Origin of the sequence: Morganella morganii, from assembly GCF_019243775.1 — a bacterium.
GTDB classification, from domain to species: Bacteria; Pseudomonadota; Gammaproteobacteria; order Enterobacterales; family Enterobacteriaceae; genus Morganella; species Morganella morganii.
In genome coordinates, this window is the sequence record NZ_CP069157.1 from 3,780,585 (window position 1) to 3,796,725 (window position 16,141).

The window sequence follows — 16,141 nt, forward strand, 5'->3', positions numbered from 1 at the left end:
TCAGTACACATCCATAAGCCGGCTGATGCTCTGTATCCGCCGGTTTTTTTATTGTCAGAACAATACTCAATGGTACTCATGAGGACAAAATGAACAGTACTAGGCACTCTCCGCAATATATTGAATTAATGGATGTCATTGTTTCATACAAAAACTGAAACACGCCTGCTGCAGAAAATCCGCAGTGAAAAAATGTCAGATAAAGAAAAAGAAAACTTGTATAAAGAACTCACTGATGTTCAGAAAAACAGGAAATTTGGTAAATCAGTTACTGTCTTCAAAAAAGTGTGGAAAATCATGGTAGCGTATTCTTTCTTTGCCGTTTCTCTTATTGTTATAGTTGATACTTATTGGGAAAATATCGTTAAACCACTTTTTTATCTTTTTCCGGGGGCTTTTCGTGGCGCCGGGTCTCGGTGCACTGCTCGCCGCGTCTGCCACGGCTTACGATATCGTTAAATGGTGCGGGGCACTTTATCTGCTCTGGCTGGGTATTCAGTTAATTCTGCACCCCCGTCAATCATTCAGTACAACACAAGGGGATATTTTATGTCTCTTTCCTGCCGCAGTTTATTCCTGCCGGACAGCCGCTGATAGCCCGGACATTTCTGCTCGTCACTATTCATGTGGTTATCGGTACGCTCTGGTCATTGACTCTGATTATGATGACCGGTTACGCCTCACGCCTGCTGAAATCACGGCGCTTTATCCGGTGGATGGATCGCCTGACCGGCGGACTTTTTATGTTTTTTGCCGTGAAGCTGGCACTCAGTCACCGGTAAGTCCGTATACTGACAGCCCGCTGAGATAAGCGGGCTGTCAGGCTGTGCTGATTAAACTTCCTCTTCCCTCACGGATTCTTCAATATCATCCGGTTCGGTTTCCTTACTGATCGGAATAATTAAATTCAGAATAATAGCGGTCACACCGCCCATACAGATCGGGTTTTCTGCCAGCGCGTAAAGGGATGTCGGCAGGACGTGGAAAACCGCCGGGTCATAAGAGACACCCAACCCCAGCCCCAGTGAGGTCGCCACAATCAGGGTTTCGCGGCGGCGCAGACCGTTGGACAGAATAATACGGATCCCGGCAATGGCAATCATGGAGAACATCAGTGTCATCGCACCACCCAGCACCGGTGCCGGAATCGTCGTAAAGAACCAGCCGATCCCCGGAAACAGCCCCAGGATCACCAGGATAACCGCAATGATTTTCCCGACATGGCGGGAAGCCACCCCGGTCATCTGAATAACCCCGTTGTTCTGGGCAAAGGTGGTCAGCGGCAGAGAGCTCATCGCGGAAGCCGCCACAGACACCAGACCATCCGCCATTACCCCGCCTTTCAGACGAGACTGGAATTCCTGTCCCTGAATTTTCTGCCCGGACACCAGCGCGGTTGCCGTCAGGTCACCGACCGCCTCCAGCACACTGAGCAGATAAATAATAGCGACCACCAGGAAGTGAGCGAAGTTAAACGAGAAACCATATTTAAACGGTACCGGGATCGTGATAAACGCGGCTTTGCTCATCTGACTGAAATCCACCATCCCCAGGAACAGGGCGCAGATATAACCGACAATCAGCCCGATCGCGATCCCGCCCATGCGCAGCAGCGGGCTTTTACAGCAGTTAAACCCGATAACAACCAGCAGAACCAGTAACCCGACACCGATATTCTGATAATCACCGAAGGTGCCGGAGGACTTGGCGGAGAAGCCGCCGCCGAAATCAATAATCCCGACTTTTATCAGGCTCAGCCCGATCATCAGAACCACAATACCGCTGACTGTCGGGGTGATGACACGACGCAGATAGGGCAGGATAAAAGACGATCCCACAACTAAGAATGCGCCGGCAAACGAGATACCGAAGATAGTGGACAGTAACAGCTCTTCATCAACACCATCAGCCCGCATGCTGGTTCCGATGGCAATCATCACTGTCACAAATGAAAAGTTAACGGACTGAATCGATAATAACCCCGAACCAACCATGCCGTAGCGGTTTACCTGCAACCATGTGCCGACACCGGAGGCGATCATAGCCATGGAAACAAGATACGCATTGGTCTCAGGCGATAGCTGTAAGGCCGTGCCGACAATCAGCGCCGGTGTGACCATCGGAACGAAAATGGCCAGCAGATGGGTCACGGCACCAATAATCGCCTGTAAAAACGGGGGTTTATCTTCGAGCTGGTAAATAAGATCAGATGCTGTGTTTTGTTGATCAGACATCTCTTCTCTCCTGTACGTGAATTTGACTATCTGACTCTGTTAATAACTATCTGTTTTATTTAGGACTCTTGTGGAGAACAGACGGCTGTCATGCAATCTGTATCAACAGATAAAGCAATAACCACACCAGGAGGGCGGATTAGCGGGGAGAAGGGTTATAAAATGTGATTAATAACGGAATTTTTGATCACTTTGTGAAATTGTTCACTATTCGTACTGAACATCTCACGACAGCGGGGTTTTTCAGCGCAGATATCATTATGAGAATAATGATTAATAAATAATCAAATTGATAACCGCCGGGAACCGGCGGCTGAACATTAATTCTCTTCGCGGATACGGGCGCGGGTGATTTGCTTTCTGACCAGCAGACGCAGCGAATTCACCACCAGCAACAGAATAAAGGCGTTGGAAAAAATAAACAGGGTGAATGCCAGCAGGTGAATAAATTCATTATCTGAAGACATACTGATATTCAGAGAGGATTTTGCCAGTGCCGACACTCCGAATGAAAAGCTCCAGAATGACAGGGTAAATGCCTGTTGTGTAAACCAGGGGATGAGCCGGATCATAAACACCAGTTGCAGTAACCCGTAGCCGAGCAGCATTTTGGCAAAGAAATCAATATGATTCTGGTTTACCGCCAGATAGGCGCTGCATGCCACCAGTGCCGGAGCCAGCTGAATACCGAAAGAGAGACGCGATTTTTCATCCATCAGCCCGTCACTGCGGATCCGTTTCAGAATCGCCGGTTCCAGGCTCAGCCAGGAGAAAACGCCTGCACCGAAGAAAAGAATACCGAGGTCGGTAAAACCGAGTGCGCCGCACGCCATGGCGCAGATAAAATTATTGGCGACAGTCGGAAGATAGAGTACCGGGGTGGTCGCCGCTTTCGGGTATTCCCCTTTCCACTGGGAGCCGACCAGCCACGCGGCGTAAGACAGTTGTGCTACTGCGCCGAGGGAAAATAATCCGGTGGAAAACAGCGGGAAGTATGGTGTCAGCCCCATCGCCACCAGAACAGTAGTTGCCGGTAACAGGCTGGAGAACCCGCTGGCGACCGGATGACGGAACTCGTCGGTCATTTTTCCCGGGAAACAGAAACTGCGGATAATAAACAGAGAGATCAGCACCAACCAGACCGCACAACCGGCACCAATAATCACCTCACCGATGATTGCCGGATACCCCTGCTCAGCCGCTGCGTAACGCCATGCCATCCCGGTGCCGATCAGCCCCAGGACCATGCCGAAATACCCGGCCGAAAACCGGGAAGAAACGGATTTAATCTTATTTATCAGTGTAATGCTCATATCTGTTCTGCTCTGTCATCATACAATCGCCGGAGCGGCAGCCCCGGAGACTAAATAATAATACAAATTTTATAATTTATTTTGATAAGAGTCATTCTGTATACATGTTAAATCACATCATTTTTTCCGGCAGTTCCCGGTACCAGCCCAGCCAGTCCCCAGTGATGGGTGATCTCACGGATAATCAGTAAAAACGCCGTGAATTGTTTGTCTGACGGGAGTGATGTTGATGATACCGGGCTGCCGCTGATGACATTTACGATTTCATTAAACGCGCGTTCTGTTTCCTCAGTGGATAAGAAGCCCGCGTCATCACCGGTCAGTAAATAGTTTAGCCGCGGATCCGGGCAATGCAAAATCAGATCTCCCGCCGGTAATGCCGCCCGCGCCGGGATAATCCGGTTTTCAATATGCTCAATTGCCACTTCCGCTTCATAAGCTGTCACCGGCGAGTGCTGAAAAACAAACCCGTCAATCACACTGTCACCGAGCGGAAGCCGCACATCAGCCTCCGCAGAAAAAATCCGGGTTTCTGTTGCTGTTATCTGTAATGTCAGGTGCGTTACCATTATGACCTCCGTTTAAACCTTTACACTTCTCCGCATAACTATACGTTCCCCTGTATTGACCTTCCCCTAAGGTAAACCATTAATCTCATCATTATTATCCGACTCATTACAGGGAATACCGATGAAAAAATCCGTCTGGGCGTTATCTTTATTATTAACCACACTTTCTGCCGGTGCCATGGCAGCGAAAGGAACCGTCACCGTGTATAAATCCCCGACCTGCGGCTGCTGCGGCCAGTGGGCGGAAGGGGTGGAAAAAGCCGGTTACGATGTGGAAACCAATATTATTCCGCAGGCACAGCTGGAGAAAATGATGCTTGATTCCGGCGCCACCGCGAACCTGATGAGCTGTCACCTCGCCACGCTGAACGGCAAATATGTGATTGGCCACGTCCCGGCGGACAGCCTGGATGCCATTGATACGCTGCCGGAAAGTGCCAAAGGAATTTCGGTTCCGGGGATGCCGGTCGGCAGCCTGGGTATGGAATACAAGGATATGAAAGAGCCGTATGATGTGGTCGCCTATGATGCGGACGGAAAGCAGACGGTATTCCGCAGCTATTGATTTTTATCCTGATCCCGCAGCGAACTTTCAAGAAAATGCAGGAATTTGTCGACAACCGGTAACACCTCACGGCGGCTGGCATAAACGGCTCTCAGTTCGATGGGAGCCGGTTCTTCATTCAGCCGGACAGCCTGTAATGTACCGTCACGGAAAGCCTGCTGACACAAATGCGTGGTCAGAATCGCAAAACCCAGCCCTTCAACAGCCGCCGCCGCTGCCAGTGCCGCACCGTTAACCTGATAGCGGCTGTTAATGCGCACAGTCAGCCATCCGCCGTCCGGTTTACGGAAAATCCACGGCTGACCGTTCAGGGCACTCAGGCTGGAAATACAGGGCAGCCGGGGCAGCTCAGCGGCAGAAACCGGGATACCGGTCCGCGCCAGTAATGACGGCGCTGCCACCACCACACACGACCATGACTGAATCAGACGGCTGTGATAACTGCTGTCTGCCATCTCCCCGCGCTGATAAGTCAGCAGCAGATCGATATCATCACTGATAATATCCGCCGGAGTCAGCCGGGTGTCACACCGGATCTGCAAATCCGGATGCAGTGCGGCAAAACGGGCCAGTACCGGCGCCAGCATTTCTCCGCAGCCTTCACCGGGCACCGTCAGCCGGAAACAGCCGGTCAGCACATTATCATTGCGGATCTGTGAAAAAGTTTCCCGCAGCATGAAGTCCGTTTTTCCGGCGCACTGATACAGTTGCTGCCCCTGTGCCGTCAGGCGCATACGCCGGGTTGTCCGTTCAATCAGGCGGCAGCCGGTCTGGGTTTCCAGCTGTCTGATGGCCCGGCTGACATTGGATGACGGCATACCCAGCCGGGTGGCCGCACCGGTAAAACTGCCCAGCTCCGCCACCGCCAGAAAAACCGGCAGTAAATTCAGATCGACCGCCATGACCGCGTCCCCGTTGTGAGAGATATTCACCCATATTGTTATCACAAACAGGTTAATCTGTCCTCAGCAATAGCCGAAAGACATTAATTTCTGATAGCGCTGTGCCAGTAATTCGTCTTCCGGTAAGGCGGATAACACTGCCAGATCCTGCAACAGCTGCTCACGCAGGTTATCCGCCGCCTGCTGATAGTTGCGGTGAGCACCGCCCGCCGGTTCGGGAATAATGGTATCGATAATACCGAGCGCCTTCAGGCGCGGGGCGGTCATCCCCATGGTTTCAGCAGCCTGCGGCGCTTTATCCGCGCTTTTCCACAGAATAGAGGCGCACCCTTCCGGCGAAATCGCCGCATAGGTACTGTATTGCAGCATATTGATGCGATCACCGACACCAATCCCCAGCGCCCCGCCGGAGCAGCCTTCGCCGGTGATAGAGCAGATAACCGGCGTTTTCAGCCGCGATAACTCCAGCAGGTTACGGGCAATCGCCTCTGCCTGTCCGCGCTCTTCCGCGCCCACGCCGGGATAGGCACCGGCGGAATCGATAAACATCAGCACCGGCATATGAAAACGTTCAGCTATTTTCATCAGACGCAGCGCCTTGCGGTAGCCTTCCGGTGACGGCATGCCGAAATTGCGCAGTAACTTTTCTTTGGTATCCCGCCCTTTCTGATGACCGATAACCATCACCGGACGGCCTTCAAGGCGTGCCAGCCCGCCGACAATTGCTTTATCATCCGCAAAGGCGCGATCACCGGCAAGCGCCTGAAAATCCGTAAAAATAAGACTGATATAATCCAGGGTATAGGGCCGCAGCGGGTGACGGGCCAGCCGGACAATCTCCCATGCACCGAGATCCGCATAAATCGATTGAGTCAGTTTTTCGCATTTTTTCCGCAGGCAGGCAATTTCATCATCCGGATCAAACCCCAAATCGCTGCTGCGCTCTTTAAATGACTGCAATGCGGCGATTTTTTCTTCCAGCTCAATGATTGGTTTTTCAAATTCGAGATGATACTGAGACATAGCGGACATTACCCTGACAGAAAACATCCGGTCAGTGTAAAAAAACGCCGGAACGGGATACAGTCCTCATTCCGGCATACACTATTATCAGAAACGGGATAATCAGCCGTAAGAAATGGCCGCGCAGCGACGGGCGGTGAAAATCGCAATCAGCGGGGCAATGGCCAGTAACATCATCAGCCAGTAGGCTGAAGACATCACACCCGTCAATGTACCGTCATTGAAACCATTGACGTTAACAATCATTCCCGCCAGCGCCGCACCCAGTGCCGTGGCAAAAAGCTGCACGGTGGTGATGGAAGCGGCGGCGATCTCTTTATCCGCAGGCGCTGCAACCTGTAAAATCCGGGTCAGCAGATGCGGCCAGCCGAACCCGATCCCGAACCCGACCAGCGATAACCCCAGCAGGATCGGCGACATGATGCCCCATGTGCCGGCAGACGGTACAGAGAGCGTCAGTGCCAGCAGGACCAGCCCCGCCAGCACAAAAACCGGCCCGAGCAGAATACTGGCGCGCATTTTCGCCCCTTTCCATCCGGCGCTGATGATCTCACTGACAGTCCAGCCCAGCGCCATCAGCGCACTCATATAACCGGATGCCAGCGGCGACTGACCGTGCAGGCGCTGCAGGAAGTACGGCACGAACACTTCACAGGTCATACCGATCGCCAGCAGAGAAATAGTGATATACAGCGCGGCATGATGGCTGCCGCGCCGGAAGGTGTTTTCCGGCAGTAACCGGATGCGGCTGCGCTGCTCAATCAGCGCGAGCACAATCAGTAACAGCAGCGAGACCACCACGCCGCCCACATTCAGGAACACATCCGGGCTGAGGCTCCCGGCGGAGACCACCAGCACTGCGGCAGTCAGCAATGTCAGCTGGATCAGGGGAAGACACGGCCGGGTGCCGTCATCTTTCTGCTTTTTCGGCATAATCGTAAGCAAAAAGAGCCCATAGATAACCATCAGCGGCAACATCACACCAAAAGCAAAACGCCAGGCGTTTAACTGGGCAAAAATACCCCCGACTGCCGGACCGACCAATGTGGCAACACCCCACATCCCGGAAATCAGTGCCATGGCTCTCGGCCACAGCGCCGGAACATAAACTAAATTGATCATGGCATAAGACAGTGCGAACATAACACCGCCGCCGAAGCCCTGAATGGTGCGCCCCAGCAGCATAATTTCCATCCGGGGAGCCAGTGCACAGGCCAGGCTGCCGGCGAAAAAGGCCACCACCGATATAAGGTAGGCGATACGGGCACCGTATACGGCAAGCAGCCGGGCGGAGAGTACAGAACCGATAATGGATGCCGCCACAAACAGTGTGGTATTCCAGGCATACAGATTCAGGCCGCCGATATCAGCAACAACGGATGGCAAAATGGTGGTCGCCATTAAGATATTAACGGCGTGAATAACAACACCGAACGAGAGAGCGATTGAAATCGCAGCGTTTTTCCCTGAGAAAAGGTCACGCCAGCGGCTGTCATCGGGCAACATAGAACCATCCTTTAGTCTTGTGATACTTTGCTGAATACGATAAATTAAACAAGAATTAACTTGGATAAATAAATACCGGGCACGAGAATATGTCAAGAACTAACCTGGAAAGCAACCTCAGTTCCGCACAATCTGTCGGAGAAAAATTGCTTATTCTCCTGAAAAAGCATGGCCCGATGCAGGCATCCGAGGCCGGGGAACACCTGGGTACCACCGGGGAAGCTGCCCGTCAGCAGTTTACCAAACTGGCCCGGGACGGCATGGTTGAGGCACATTCCGAATGCCGGGGTGTCGGCCGTCCGGTGCAGCGCTGGCACCTGACCGCACTGGGCAATAAACGCTTTCCGGATTGTCACGCTGAGCTGACGGTCAAAATCCTGACCACCATCCGCCGCGAACTCGGCGAGGATGCTATCGGCAAAATTATTACCGCCCGTGAGAATGAAGCCCGCCGCGACTATTTTGATAAACTTCAGGGCGCAGAAACTCTGGAAGAACGCATTATCCGCCTCGTTGCCATCCGCACAGAGGAAGGCTATATGGCGCAATGGGAAAAAGAACCGGAAGGAAGCTGGCTGATTATTGAAAATCACTGTCCTATCTGCTCCGCCGCCCGCATGTGTCAGGGATTCTGCCGCGCCGAGCTGGAACTCTTTCAGACAGTTTTAAATGCAAGTGTGGAACGGGTCGAATATTTACTCACGGATTCTCGCCGCTGCGTATATCGTGTGATACAACAGGAAGATTAACCATTTCAGTTAATCACTAAAAGGAAAGAGGTCACACAATGAAAATTTCCGCACGTAACCAGCTCACCGGTAAAGTCTCCCGCGTTGTTGCCGGCGCTGTTAATAATGAAGTGGAATTAACACTTGAGCATGGTGAAATTCTGACAACCGTCATCACCAAAGAGAGCTGTGACGTATTAGGGATCCGCGAAGGAAAAGAAGCGGTCGCGATTATTAAAGCGCCGTGGGTGGTACTGGCAAATCCGGATTGCGGCCTGCGTTTTTCCGCCCGCAACCAGTTCCGCGGCAAAATCAGCAAAATGGTGAACGGTGCGGTCAACAGCACGATTCATCTGAGAACCGAAAAAGGGCTGCCGCTGACAGCGGTTATTACCAATGAAAGCCGCGACGAAATGGAATTACATGAAGGTAATGAAATTGTCGCACTGATAAAAGCTTCCAGCGTTATTTTAGCCACTAAAGCCTGATTCCGGCATACCGTGCAAAACAGGCCGCATTTGCGGCCTGTTTTATTATCTGCCGGTCATTACTCCGCCTGAAGCTGTTCAGGGAAAACCGTATTATAACTGCTGACCAGATTACCGATATCCAGCGCTGTTTTACCGTTGTCTGCCAGCCTTGCAGATAGCACCGTACCTGCCGGGCCTGCCGCAATCAGAAAGAGATCAATCTCTTTTTTCATCAGACACTGTTCGGTCAGCTGATCAATATCGTTATAAGCATCGGTGTCTTTTACCCGCCCAGATATCCATCCGGGCATCCGCCAGTTTTTTACCGGACTGATAAAAACCGTCCGGAGTCGTGGCGCGGGTATCACCGTAAACCGGTTGATCAAGATAACATTTTGTCAGAAACCAGTACTGAGACCAGAATTTAAGCCATGAATCGTTCTCAGTCTGCATACCCGGAACACACACCAGTGTATTGTAATTACCGGTGCTGATATTCCGTAATTCATACATCAGCATTTTATTCAGCAGATCACGGTACTGATGAGATTCAATCGCACAGGTCAGCTCCGTCTGTTTACGGGCATAAAAATCGGCAGCGATATCATTATAAAAACCGATAATCTCATTGGTAATTCCGCGGGCTATCGAGACAGTATCTGTTTCATCCAGCGGGATCCGGCTGAATTCATATTTCTTATTCCGGCCGTCATAAATCAGTGTTTTAAAATCAAAATCACGTTTAAGGCTCTTCTGAAAAAGATCCGGAGATTCATAATCCCTGAATACCAGCCATACATTTTTGCATTTCTGACGTAATAGCCCGGGAATTTCTCTTTATTGAATTCACTGACAAAATTTTCCAAATCGATCTTCATGTCTTAAATCCTTTTTGAAGAAAATCAGAATAGTCCCTCATCCCGCAAAATATGTTTGTCCCCTCTGCGGCGGGTAAAACCGGTCCTGTCAAAAAACTCCAGAATCTGTACGGCCAGCTTACGCCCCATGCCGTATTTATCCCTGAATTGTGCCGCGCCGATACCTTCTTCATGTGTCTGATTATATTCACGGATAACCTGCGCGAATTCCGTGATTTGTGACCGGTGATAATAGCGGTCAGGCACAATCGCCATAATATGACCCAGCTGTGCGGCTTTTTTCAGAAACTGACGGGCGGTGGTTTCATCAATGCCGAGTTTAACGGCCAGATCACGAACCCACCACGGCTCCTGCTGAAACAGCGGTTCCGCACTGTGCCAGAGCGCGTCCTGTGCCGGATCGAAAGCCAGACCGAATCCGGGCAGATGGAGCCAGCCACGGGTTCTGACAATCTGTTTTTCATCCAGTAATTGTGCAATAACCGGAAATACGATGGAATCAGAAAGCACCGGTAATGCCATCCGTTTCAGCCTGTCACGGCCGACGCCCATCTGGTCGCTGTGTGACTGATGATAATCCGCCAGAGTAGCCAGCAGAATGGCTTTTGCCGTTTCAACCCGTTGTGCCGAAAGGGCATAACCGTCGTTGATCAGCAGATTCAGCCCGGCAGTACATTCCGCCAGTTTTTCCGCTGTCAGCTGCCGCGCCCAGGCAAACACCGGCAGAGAAATTTCCCCGCGCGGCAGTTCGCACATCAGGACATCGCGATCATCCTGTGCCGCTGCCCGTTCTGATAACCACGCCAGAAATTCCGGGCGACGTTTTCCGCGTCGCGGGGAAGACAAATTCAGCACACGGGCACCCGCCAGTGTGCGCTGCGCACTGATATCGCGCAGGATCAGCCGGTCTTCCTCCGCCAGCCAGAGCGGGGTATCAAGGGTAATTTCCGCCAGCAGCGGACGGATGTTATCGTCACTCAGGAGGGAAACCCGCCCGGTGATATGGCTGGCGCCGTGGTGAATATGCACCGGCTGCCAGCTTTTCAGACCTTCATCTGTTTCAATTTCCGCCAGAATGCGGTGTGCAGACTGCACCGGTTTTTCGCTCAGCAGCCAGTCACCGCGGGAAACCGTCTCTTTGCTGACATCACCGCTCAGGTTGATCGCCACACGGTCACCGGCCTGAGCCTGCTCCTGCTGGCGGTTCTGGGCATGAATACCGCGCACACGGACAGATTTGTCACTGCCGGTCACCCATAAAGTGTCACCGGTGCTGACACGCCCGGCCAGCGCGGTACCGGTCACCACCAGCCCCGCCCCTTTGACACTGAAAACACGGTCAATCGCCATCCGGAAACGTTTTTCTGTCCGGCTTTCTGAAGATTGCTGCTGATGGTGCAAACGCAGATGGGCCCGCAGTGCATCCAGCCCTTCGCCGGTATGGGATGAGGTGACAAAGACCGGGCTTTCCGGCCAGCCGTCAGATAACAGCAGTTCTGTGATTTCCTGCCGGACTTCCTCAACCCGCTCCGCCGGGACGCGATCGGCTTTGGTCAGCACCACAGAGATTTGCGGACGCCCTGCCAGGCGCAGAATCGCCAGATGCTCGCGGGTCTGTGCCATCACTCCGTCGTCGCAGGCAATAATCAGCAGGATATGGCGGATCCCGCCGATACCCGCCAGCATATTGCCGAGAAACTTTTCATGGCCCGGCACATCCACAAAGCCGATAACCGTATCATCATCCTGCGGCCAGTAGGCATAGCCGAGGTCGATGGTCATTCCGCGTTTTTTCTCTTCCGGCAGATGGGTGGTATCCACGCCGGTTACCGCCTGAATAAGAGCCGTTTTTCCGTGGTCAACATGGCCGGCTGTAGCAAAAATCATGGTAACAGTGCCTGTAAAAGTCGGTTTTCATCTTCAAGGCAACGCAGATCCCACCACAGACGCCCGTCACTCACCCGCCCGATCACCGGAATGGTCAGCTGACGGTGAGACTGCGTCAGGGTGGCTAAGGCGCTGCCTTTTCCGTTTTGCGGGGTAAACGTCACTGCCCAGCCGGGCAGGCGTTCCACCGGCAGGGATCCGCTGCCAATCTGCGAGGAGCAGGGCTCTGCGCGGATCACCCATTCATCACCGTAATATGCCTGAATTTTCGGCACAAGCCGTTGTGCCATATCATAAATATCGTCAGCAGACCGGGTGAGCAGGCGCAGTGACGGCAGTGTCTGCGCCAGTTTTTCCGGACGGCGGTACAGACGAAGCGTGGCATCCAGCGCCGCCAGAGTCATTTTATCTGCCCGCAGGGCGCGTTTGAGCGGATGGCGCTGTATTGCCTCAATCCACGCTTTTTTGCCGAGAATAATCCCCGCCTGCGGCCCGCCGAGCAGTTTATCACCGGAGAAAGTCACAATATCAATGCCCTGCGCCAGATAGCGCTGCGGCATCGGCTCTTCCGGCAATCCCCACTGTGTCATATCAATCAGAGCACCGCTGCCGAGATCAATCACTGACGGGATAGTATATTCCCGGCCGAGTTCCGCCAGTTCCTGCCCGGAGACCTCTGCCGTAAAACCTTCAATATGATAATTACTGGTGTGGACTTTCATCAGCAGCGCCGTCTGCTCACTGACGGCATTTTTATAATCATGCAGATGGGTCCGGTTTGTGGTGCCGACCTCAACCAGACGACAGCCCGCCTGGCTCATCACTTCCGGCACGCGGAAGGCACCGCCGATTTCCACCAGCTCACCGCGGGAAACAATCACTTCCCGCCCGGCGGCCATCGTCGCCAGCACCAGTAATACCGCCGCCGCATTATTATTGACGATACAGGCCGCTTCCGCGCCGGTCAGCTGACACAGGCGCTCCGCGACAATGCTGTCGCGGTGACCGCGCCCGGCATCATCAAGGGAATATTCGAGCGTGACCGGCCAGCGCATGGCATTGGTCACCGCCTCAATAGCCGCTTCCGCCTGTAATGCCCGGCCGAGATTGGTGTGCAGCACGGTACCGGTCAGGTTAATGACCGGCCGCAGTGCTTCCCGATCGCTGTCCAGACGGCGGGACAGTTCATCCGCCCAGCAACCGTGCCAGTCCGGCAGCTGCTGCCGCTCACGGATCGCGTCACGTGCATCATCCTGCATCTCCCGCAGCACACCGACGATACAGGTCTGTCCGTACTGTTCTGTCAGTGCGGCAACCGGTGTTTCATGTAATAACCCGTCAATGGCAGGTATCTGACTGTATAATGCACGTTCGTTCATAGCGGACTCACTTCACTGACTTATTCATTCGGGAACAGGAACGGGTTGATACTGCTGCGGGCAAAACCTTCTTCTTCCATCCGGGCATCCAGGATCAGGGTTGCCAGGTCATCCGCCACGGTATCCACTTTCGCGTCTTTTTCCTGTGACAGAATTTTCAGGTAACTGCCGCAATCACCACAGCTTTCTGCTTTCACCGCCGCCTGCTCACTTTCCAGTGACCAGTAATTCAGATCACGGGTCTGTTCGCAGTTGGTGCACTTAATACGGACCACATGCCATTCGGTTTCACATAATCCGCAGTGCAGATAACGCAGCCCCTGCGTGGTGCCGATCTGGATCACGCCGGAGACCGGCATTGCCGCACAGACCGGGCAGAACTGACGGTGTTCACCGTGCTCTTCGCGGCCTTTGCCCGGGATCATCGACGCCATCTGCGCCCAGTACAGGGATAATGCGGCCCAGATAAACACGGACTTATCCGGTGATACAGCGGAAAATTCCTGATTAAACAAGGCCGTTGCCATGTCTTCCAGCTCATTCTCAGAGGCTTTGTCCAGGTTTTCCAGAGTCGGGCGGGCATGATCCGGCGCGACCGGCAGCAGCTCGGCAATAATGCTTTTCAGCAGTTTGCGCCAGTGTTCAGTGCGCTGAAAAGTGTGGCAGTCGAGCAGGGCTTTGCCCGGCATATTGGCGGCCATCAGGGCATCCATATCCATTTCAAGCGGATTGTCATACAGGGCTTTCTGCTGGGCGCGGGTGATTTCAGCCGCAAATTCCAGGTAATCTGCAAACGGGTTATCTTTGGCCAGCTCATCAAAACGTTCGGCACGGCGCTGATACAGATTCTTCAGATTAGGAAACAGTACGGCCGGGATAAAGCCAATCCCTTTTTCATTTTTCTGAGCCTGTCCCAGCTCTTCTTTGGATACAATTCGGATACTCATGATATTGCTCTTCTTCTGATATGGAGAGGATAAGCCGGTCCGGCAAGTAAAACCCTATTATGAACCGGCTGCCTTAAAATGTCGAAAAGGCAGGGAAATCCCTGCCTTCTGAATGGTCACACGAGAATAGTAAAAACGGTCACTGACCTTTTTTATCCTCTTCGCGCTCTTTTGCCACAATCTGACGGTACCAGCGCGGGTGATGTTTCTTCGCCCAGCCGCGCGTTACCCAGCCTTCCGTCATCGCACGCACTGACCCTTTCACCCAGATTGCCGCATACGCGTGAACAATAATAGTGATGATCAGCCCGATAGCGGAAATGGAGTGTACCAGCAGCGCGATACGGATCACCGGAATGGAGAAATACTCCGCAAAGTAAGGACGCCAGATAACGATACCGCTCAGCAGCAGCAGGAACAGGCAGATACTGGCCGCCCAGTACACCCCTTTCTGACCGAGGTTATACTGACCGACATCACCGGCTTCCTCATTCTTCATGATTTTGCCGATCTGCTTCGCCCACTCGATATCATCACGGTTGATAAAGTTGTGTTTAAAATAACGGAAAAACATAAACACAAACAGTAAGAACATCACCACACCGGTAAACGGATGCAGCAGACGTGATAACTGCGGGGTACCCAGAATGTTCATAAACCAGTTAAGCGACGGGAAGAAAAACCCGAGCCCGCTGATGGCCGTGAACAGAAAACAAATGACCACAGCCCAGTGATTGATACGCGCAATGGGTTTGTGGCGGATAATTTTTTCGCGATCATCCTGTTGCATTATTTCTGCTCCTCCTGACCTGCTGATTGCTCAGTCTTTGCCGGAACATCCTGAATATCTTTCAGGGCCTCTTCTTCCTCGCGTTTTGATACCCGGTTCGGGCCGATACCCACATAATGGAAGATTGCCGCCGCAAAGGTTGCCGCAAAACCGACTGCTGCCAGTGGTTTCCACGCACCTTTCCAGAATTTCACCGCAGCACTGATCTCGGGGTTCTCCGGCAGGCCGTGATATAACTGCGGCTTATCAGCGTGGTGCAGCACATACATCACATGCGTACCGCCGACACCCTGCGGATCATAAAGACCGGCTTTGGCATAACCACGGCTTTGCAGCTCAGTCACACGATCACCGGCCAGCGCTTTCATATCCTCTTTCGAGCCGAAATGAATCGCCCCGGTCGGACAGGTTTTCACACACGCCGGTTCCTGACCCACATCCACGCGGTCAACACACAGTGTGCATTTATAAGCGCGGTTATCTTCTTCGTTGATACGCGGCACATTAAACGGACAGCCCGCGATACAGTAACCGCAGCCGATACAGTGCTCTGACTGGAAGTCGACAATCCCGTTGGCATACTGAATGATTGCGCCCTCTGCCGGACAGGCTTTCAGACAGCCCGGGTCCGCACAGTGCATACAACCATCTTTGCGGATCAGCCACTCAAATTTGCCATTCTCTTCCACTTCGGAGAAACGCATGACAGTCCATGACTTGGCGGACAGATCCTGCGGGTTATCATACACCCCCACGTTGGTACCGATTTTGTCACGGATGTCGTTCCACTCCGAACAGGCCACCTGACAGGCTTTACAGCCGATACAGGTGGTCACGTCGATAAGCTTCGCCACTTCTTCCTTAAAATCCCGCACCTGAGGTGCGGGGGTCAGGGAATTGGTGGCAGAGCGACGAATAATGTCCTGTGATTGCATTGACATAATTTATCT

Annotated in this window: 17 protein-coding genes and 1 pseudogene; 5 read left to right on the forward strand and 13 right to left on the reverse strand. The window is 52.8% G+C overall.

The annotated features are described in order from the left end of the window. Positions 1–132 precede the first annotated feature (132 nt). Entirely contained in the window at positions 133–459 is a 327-nt protein-coding gene (locus tag JL661_RS18050; RefSeq protein WP_073970199.1) for a hypothetical protein, read from the forward strand. Then, positions 392–782 (forward strand): annotated as a pseudogene (locus tag JL661_RS18055) (LysE family translocator); the annotation flags it as partial. The gene JL661_RS18050 and the pseudogene JL661_RS18055, both read left to right, overlap by 68 nt. A 51-nt stretch (positions 783–833) precedes the next feature. Here the strand turns inward: JL661_RS18055 and JL661_RS18060 are convergent. The 3 genes from JL661_RS18060 to JL661_RS18070 all read right to left on the reverse strand — a co-directional run bounded on the left by JL661_RS18060 (position 834) and on the right by JL661_RS18070 (position 4,116). Beyond that, positions 834–2,234, reverse strand: a complete 1,401-nt coding sequence (locus JL661_RS18060) for a nucleobase:cation symporter-2 family protein (RefSeq protein ID WP_004236677.1) — start codon at positions 2,232–2,234, stop codon at positions 834–836. Between the two features lie 320 nt (positions 2,235–2,554). Next, entirely contained in the window at positions 2,555–3,547 is a 993-nt protein-coding gene (gene tehA, locus JL661_RS18065; protein WP_004236678.1) for a dicarboxylate transporter/tellurite-resistance protein TehA, read from the reverse strand. 107 nt (positions 3,548–3,654) lie between these two features. After that, entirely contained in the window at positions 3,655–4,116 is a 462-nt protein-coding gene (locus tag JL661_RS18070) for a hypothetical protein (RefSeq protein ID WP_062773468.1), read from the reverse strand. A 121-nt stretch (positions 4,117–4,237) separates the two neighbouring features. Here JL661_RS18070 and JL661_RS18075 point away from each other — a divergent pair, with 121 nt between their 5' ends. Beyond that, the gene (locus tag JL661_RS18075; protein WP_015422372.1) at positions 4,238–4,681 is read left to right on the forward strand and encodes a DUF411 domain-containing protein; all 444 of its coding nucleotides are present in this window, start codon (positions 4,238–4,240) and stop codon (positions 4,679–4,681) included. Here JL661_RS18075 and JL661_RS18080 read toward each other — a convergent pair. The 3 genes from JL661_RS18080 to JL661_RS18090 all read right to left on the reverse strand — a co-directional run bounded on the left by JL661_RS18080 (position 4,675) and on the right by JL661_RS18090 (position 8,112). Beyond that, positions 4,675–5,583 (reverse strand): LysR family transcriptional regulator, encoded by a 909-nt coding sequence (locus tag JL661_RS18080; RefSeq protein WP_046024821.1) that lies wholly within the window; start codon positions 5,581–5,583, stop codon positions 4,675–4,677. The genes JL661_RS18075 and JL661_RS18080 overlap by 7 nt on opposite strands. 63 nt (positions 5,584–5,646) lie before the next feature. Further along, positions 5,647–6,606: an acetyl-CoA carboxylase carboxyl transferase subunit alpha gene (gene accA, locus JL661_RS18085; RefSeq protein WP_062773471.1), complete on the reverse strand. Its 960-nt coding sequence runs from the start codon at positions 6,604–6,606 to the stop codon at positions 5,647–5,649. A 102-nt stretch (positions 6,607–6,708) separates the two neighbouring features. After that, positions 6,709–8,112, reverse strand: a complete 1,404-nt coding sequence (locus tag JL661_RS18090; protein WP_032098043.1) for an MFS transporter — start codon at positions 8,110–8,112, stop codon at positions 6,709–6,711. Between the two features lie 89 nt (positions 8,113–8,201). Between JL661_RS18090 and JL661_RS18095 the strand changes: the two genes are divergently transcribed. Both JL661_RS18095 and JL661_RS18100 read left to right on the forward strand, forming a co-directional pair. After that, complete coding sequence (locus JL661_RS18095; protein WP_004236684.1) at positions 8,202–8,861, forward strand: helix-turn-helix transcriptional regulator; 660 nt, start codon at positions 8,202–8,204, stop codon at positions 8,859–8,861. Positions 8,862–8,899: 38 nt separating this feature from the next. Next, positions 8,900–9,328, forward strand: a complete 429-nt coding sequence (locus tag JL661_RS18100; RefSeq protein ID WP_004236685.1) for a TOBE domain-containing protein — start codon at positions 8,900–8,902, stop codon at positions 9,326–9,328. A 59-nt stretch (positions 9,329–9,387) separates the two neighbouring features. Here the strand turns inward: JL661_RS18100 and JL661_RS18105 are convergent, their stop codons facing one another. From JL661_RS18105 to fdxH, 7 genes are all read right to left on the reverse strand, one after another. Next, positions 9,388–9,621: a GT-D fold domain-containing glycosyltransferase gene (locus JL661_RS18105; protein ID WP_004240163.1), complete on the reverse strand. Its 234-nt coding sequence runs from the start codon at positions 9,619–9,621 to the stop codon at positions 9,388–9,390. After that, entirely contained in the window at positions 9,575–9,823 is a 249-nt protein-coding gene (locus JL661_RS18110) for a hypothetical protein (protein ID WP_223302433.1), read from the reverse strand. The genes JL661_RS18105 and JL661_RS18110 overlap by 47 nt, the downstream gene beginning before the upstream one ends. 389 nt (positions 9,824–10,212) lie before the next feature. After that, positions 10,213–12,075, reverse strand: coding sequence for a selenocysteine-specific translation elongation factor (selB, locus tag JL661_RS18115; protein ID WP_036417463.1), 1,863 nt, complete (start codon positions 12,073–12,075; stop codon positions 10,213–10,215). After that, on the reverse strand, positions 12,072–13,454 hold the full coding sequence (gene selA / locus JL661_RS18120; RefSeq protein WP_032098047.1) for an L-seryl-tRNA(Sec) selenium transferase: 1,383 nt from the start codon (positions 13,452–13,454) through the stop codon (positions 12,072–12,074). Before selA ends, selB begins: the two co-directional genes overlap by 4 nt. A 20-nt stretch (positions 13,455–13,474) precedes the next feature. After that, positions 13,475–14,401: a formate dehydrogenase accessory protein FdhE gene (fdhE, locus tag JL661_RS18125; RefSeq protein WP_004236692.1), complete on the reverse strand. Its 927-nt coding sequence runs from the start codon at positions 14,399–14,401 to the stop codon at positions 13,475–13,477. 139 nt (positions 14,402–14,540) lie between these two features. Beyond that, positions 14,541–15,191: a formate dehydrogenase cytochrome b556 subunit gene (gene fdoI / locus JL661_RS18130; protein ID WP_004236693.1), complete on the reverse strand. Its 651-nt coding sequence runs from the start codon at positions 15,189–15,191 to the stop codon at positions 14,541–14,543. Then, positions 15,191–16,132, reverse strand: coding sequence for a formate dehydrogenase subunit beta (gene fdxH, locus JL661_RS18135; protein ID WP_004236694.1), 942 nt, complete (start codon positions 16,130–16,132; stop codon positions 15,191–15,193). The genes fdoI and fdxH overlap by 1 nt, the downstream gene beginning before the upstream one ends. Positions 16,133–16,141 lie beyond the last annotated feature (9 nt).

What these genes read in the sequence shown, in the direction of transcription:
- JL661_RS18050 (WP_073970199.1), top strand. Translation starts at nt 133, where the DNA reads ATGTCATTGTTTCATACAAAAACTGAAACACGCCTGCTGCAGAAAATC.
- JL661_RS18060 (WP_004236677.1), bottom strand. Translation starts at nt 2,234, where the DNA reads ATGTCTGATCAACAAAACACAGCATCTGATCTTATTTACCAGCTCGAA.
- tehA (WP_004236678.1), bottom strand. Translation starts at nt 3,547, where the DNA reads ATGAGCATTACACTGATAAATAAGATTAAATCCGTTTCTTCCCGGTTT.
- JL661_RS18070 (WP_062773468.1), bottom strand. Translation starts at nt 4,116, where the DNA reads ATGGTAACGCACCTGACATTACAGATAACAGCAACAGAAACCCGGATT.
- JL661_RS18075 (WP_015422372.1), top strand. Translation starts at nt 4,238, where the DNA reads ATGAAAAAATCCGTCTGGGCGTTATCTTTATTATTAACCACACTTTCT.
- JL661_RS18080 (WP_046024821.1), bottom strand. Translation starts at nt 5,583, where the DNA reads ATGGCGGTCGATCTGAATTTACTGCCGGTTTTTCTGGCGGTGGCGGAG.
- accA (WP_062773471.1), bottom strand. Translation starts at nt 6,606, where the DNA reads ATGTCTCAGTATCATCTCGAATTTGAAAAACCAATCATTGAGCTGGAA.
- JL661_RS18090 (WP_032098043.1), bottom strand. Translation starts at nt 8,112, where the DNA reads ATGTTGCCCGATGACAGCCGCTGGCGTGACCTTTTCTCAGGGAAAAAC.
- JL661_RS18095 (WP_004236684.1), top strand. Translation starts at nt 8,202, where the DNA reads ATGTCAAGAACTAACCTGGAAAGCAACCTCAGTTCCGCACAATCTGTC.
- JL661_RS18100 (WP_004236685.1), top strand. Translation starts at nt 8,900, where the DNA reads ATGAAAATTTCCGCACGTAACCAGCTCACCGGTAAAGTCTCCCGCGTT.
- JL661_RS18105 (WP_004240163.1), bottom strand. Translation starts at nt 9,621, where the DNA reads ATGCCCGGATGGATATCTGGGCGGGTAAAAGACACCGATGCTTATAAC.
- JL661_RS18110 (WP_223302433.1), bottom strand. Translation starts at nt 9,823, where the DNA reads ATGTATGAATTACGGAATATCAGCACCGGTAATTACAATACACTGGTG.
- selB (WP_036417463.1), bottom strand. Translation starts at nt 12,075, where the DNA reads ATGATTTTTGCTACAGCCGGCCATGTTGACCACGGAAAAACGGCTCTT.
- selA (WP_032098047.1), bottom strand. Translation starts at nt 13,454, where the DNA reads ATGAACGAACGTGCATTATACAGTCAGATACCTGCCATTGACGGGTTA.
- fdhE (WP_004236692.1), bottom strand. Translation starts at nt 14,401, where the DNA reads ATGAGTATCCGAATTGTATCCAAAGAAGAGCTGGGACAGGCTCAGAAA.
- fdoI (WP_004236693.1), bottom strand. Translation starts at nt 15,191, where the DNA reads ATGCAACAGGATGATCGCGAAAAAATTATCCGCCACAAACCCATTGCG.
- fdxH (WP_004236694.1), bottom strand. Translation starts at nt 16,132, where the DNA reads ATGTCAATGCAATCACAGGACATTATTCGTCGCTCTGCCACCAATTCC.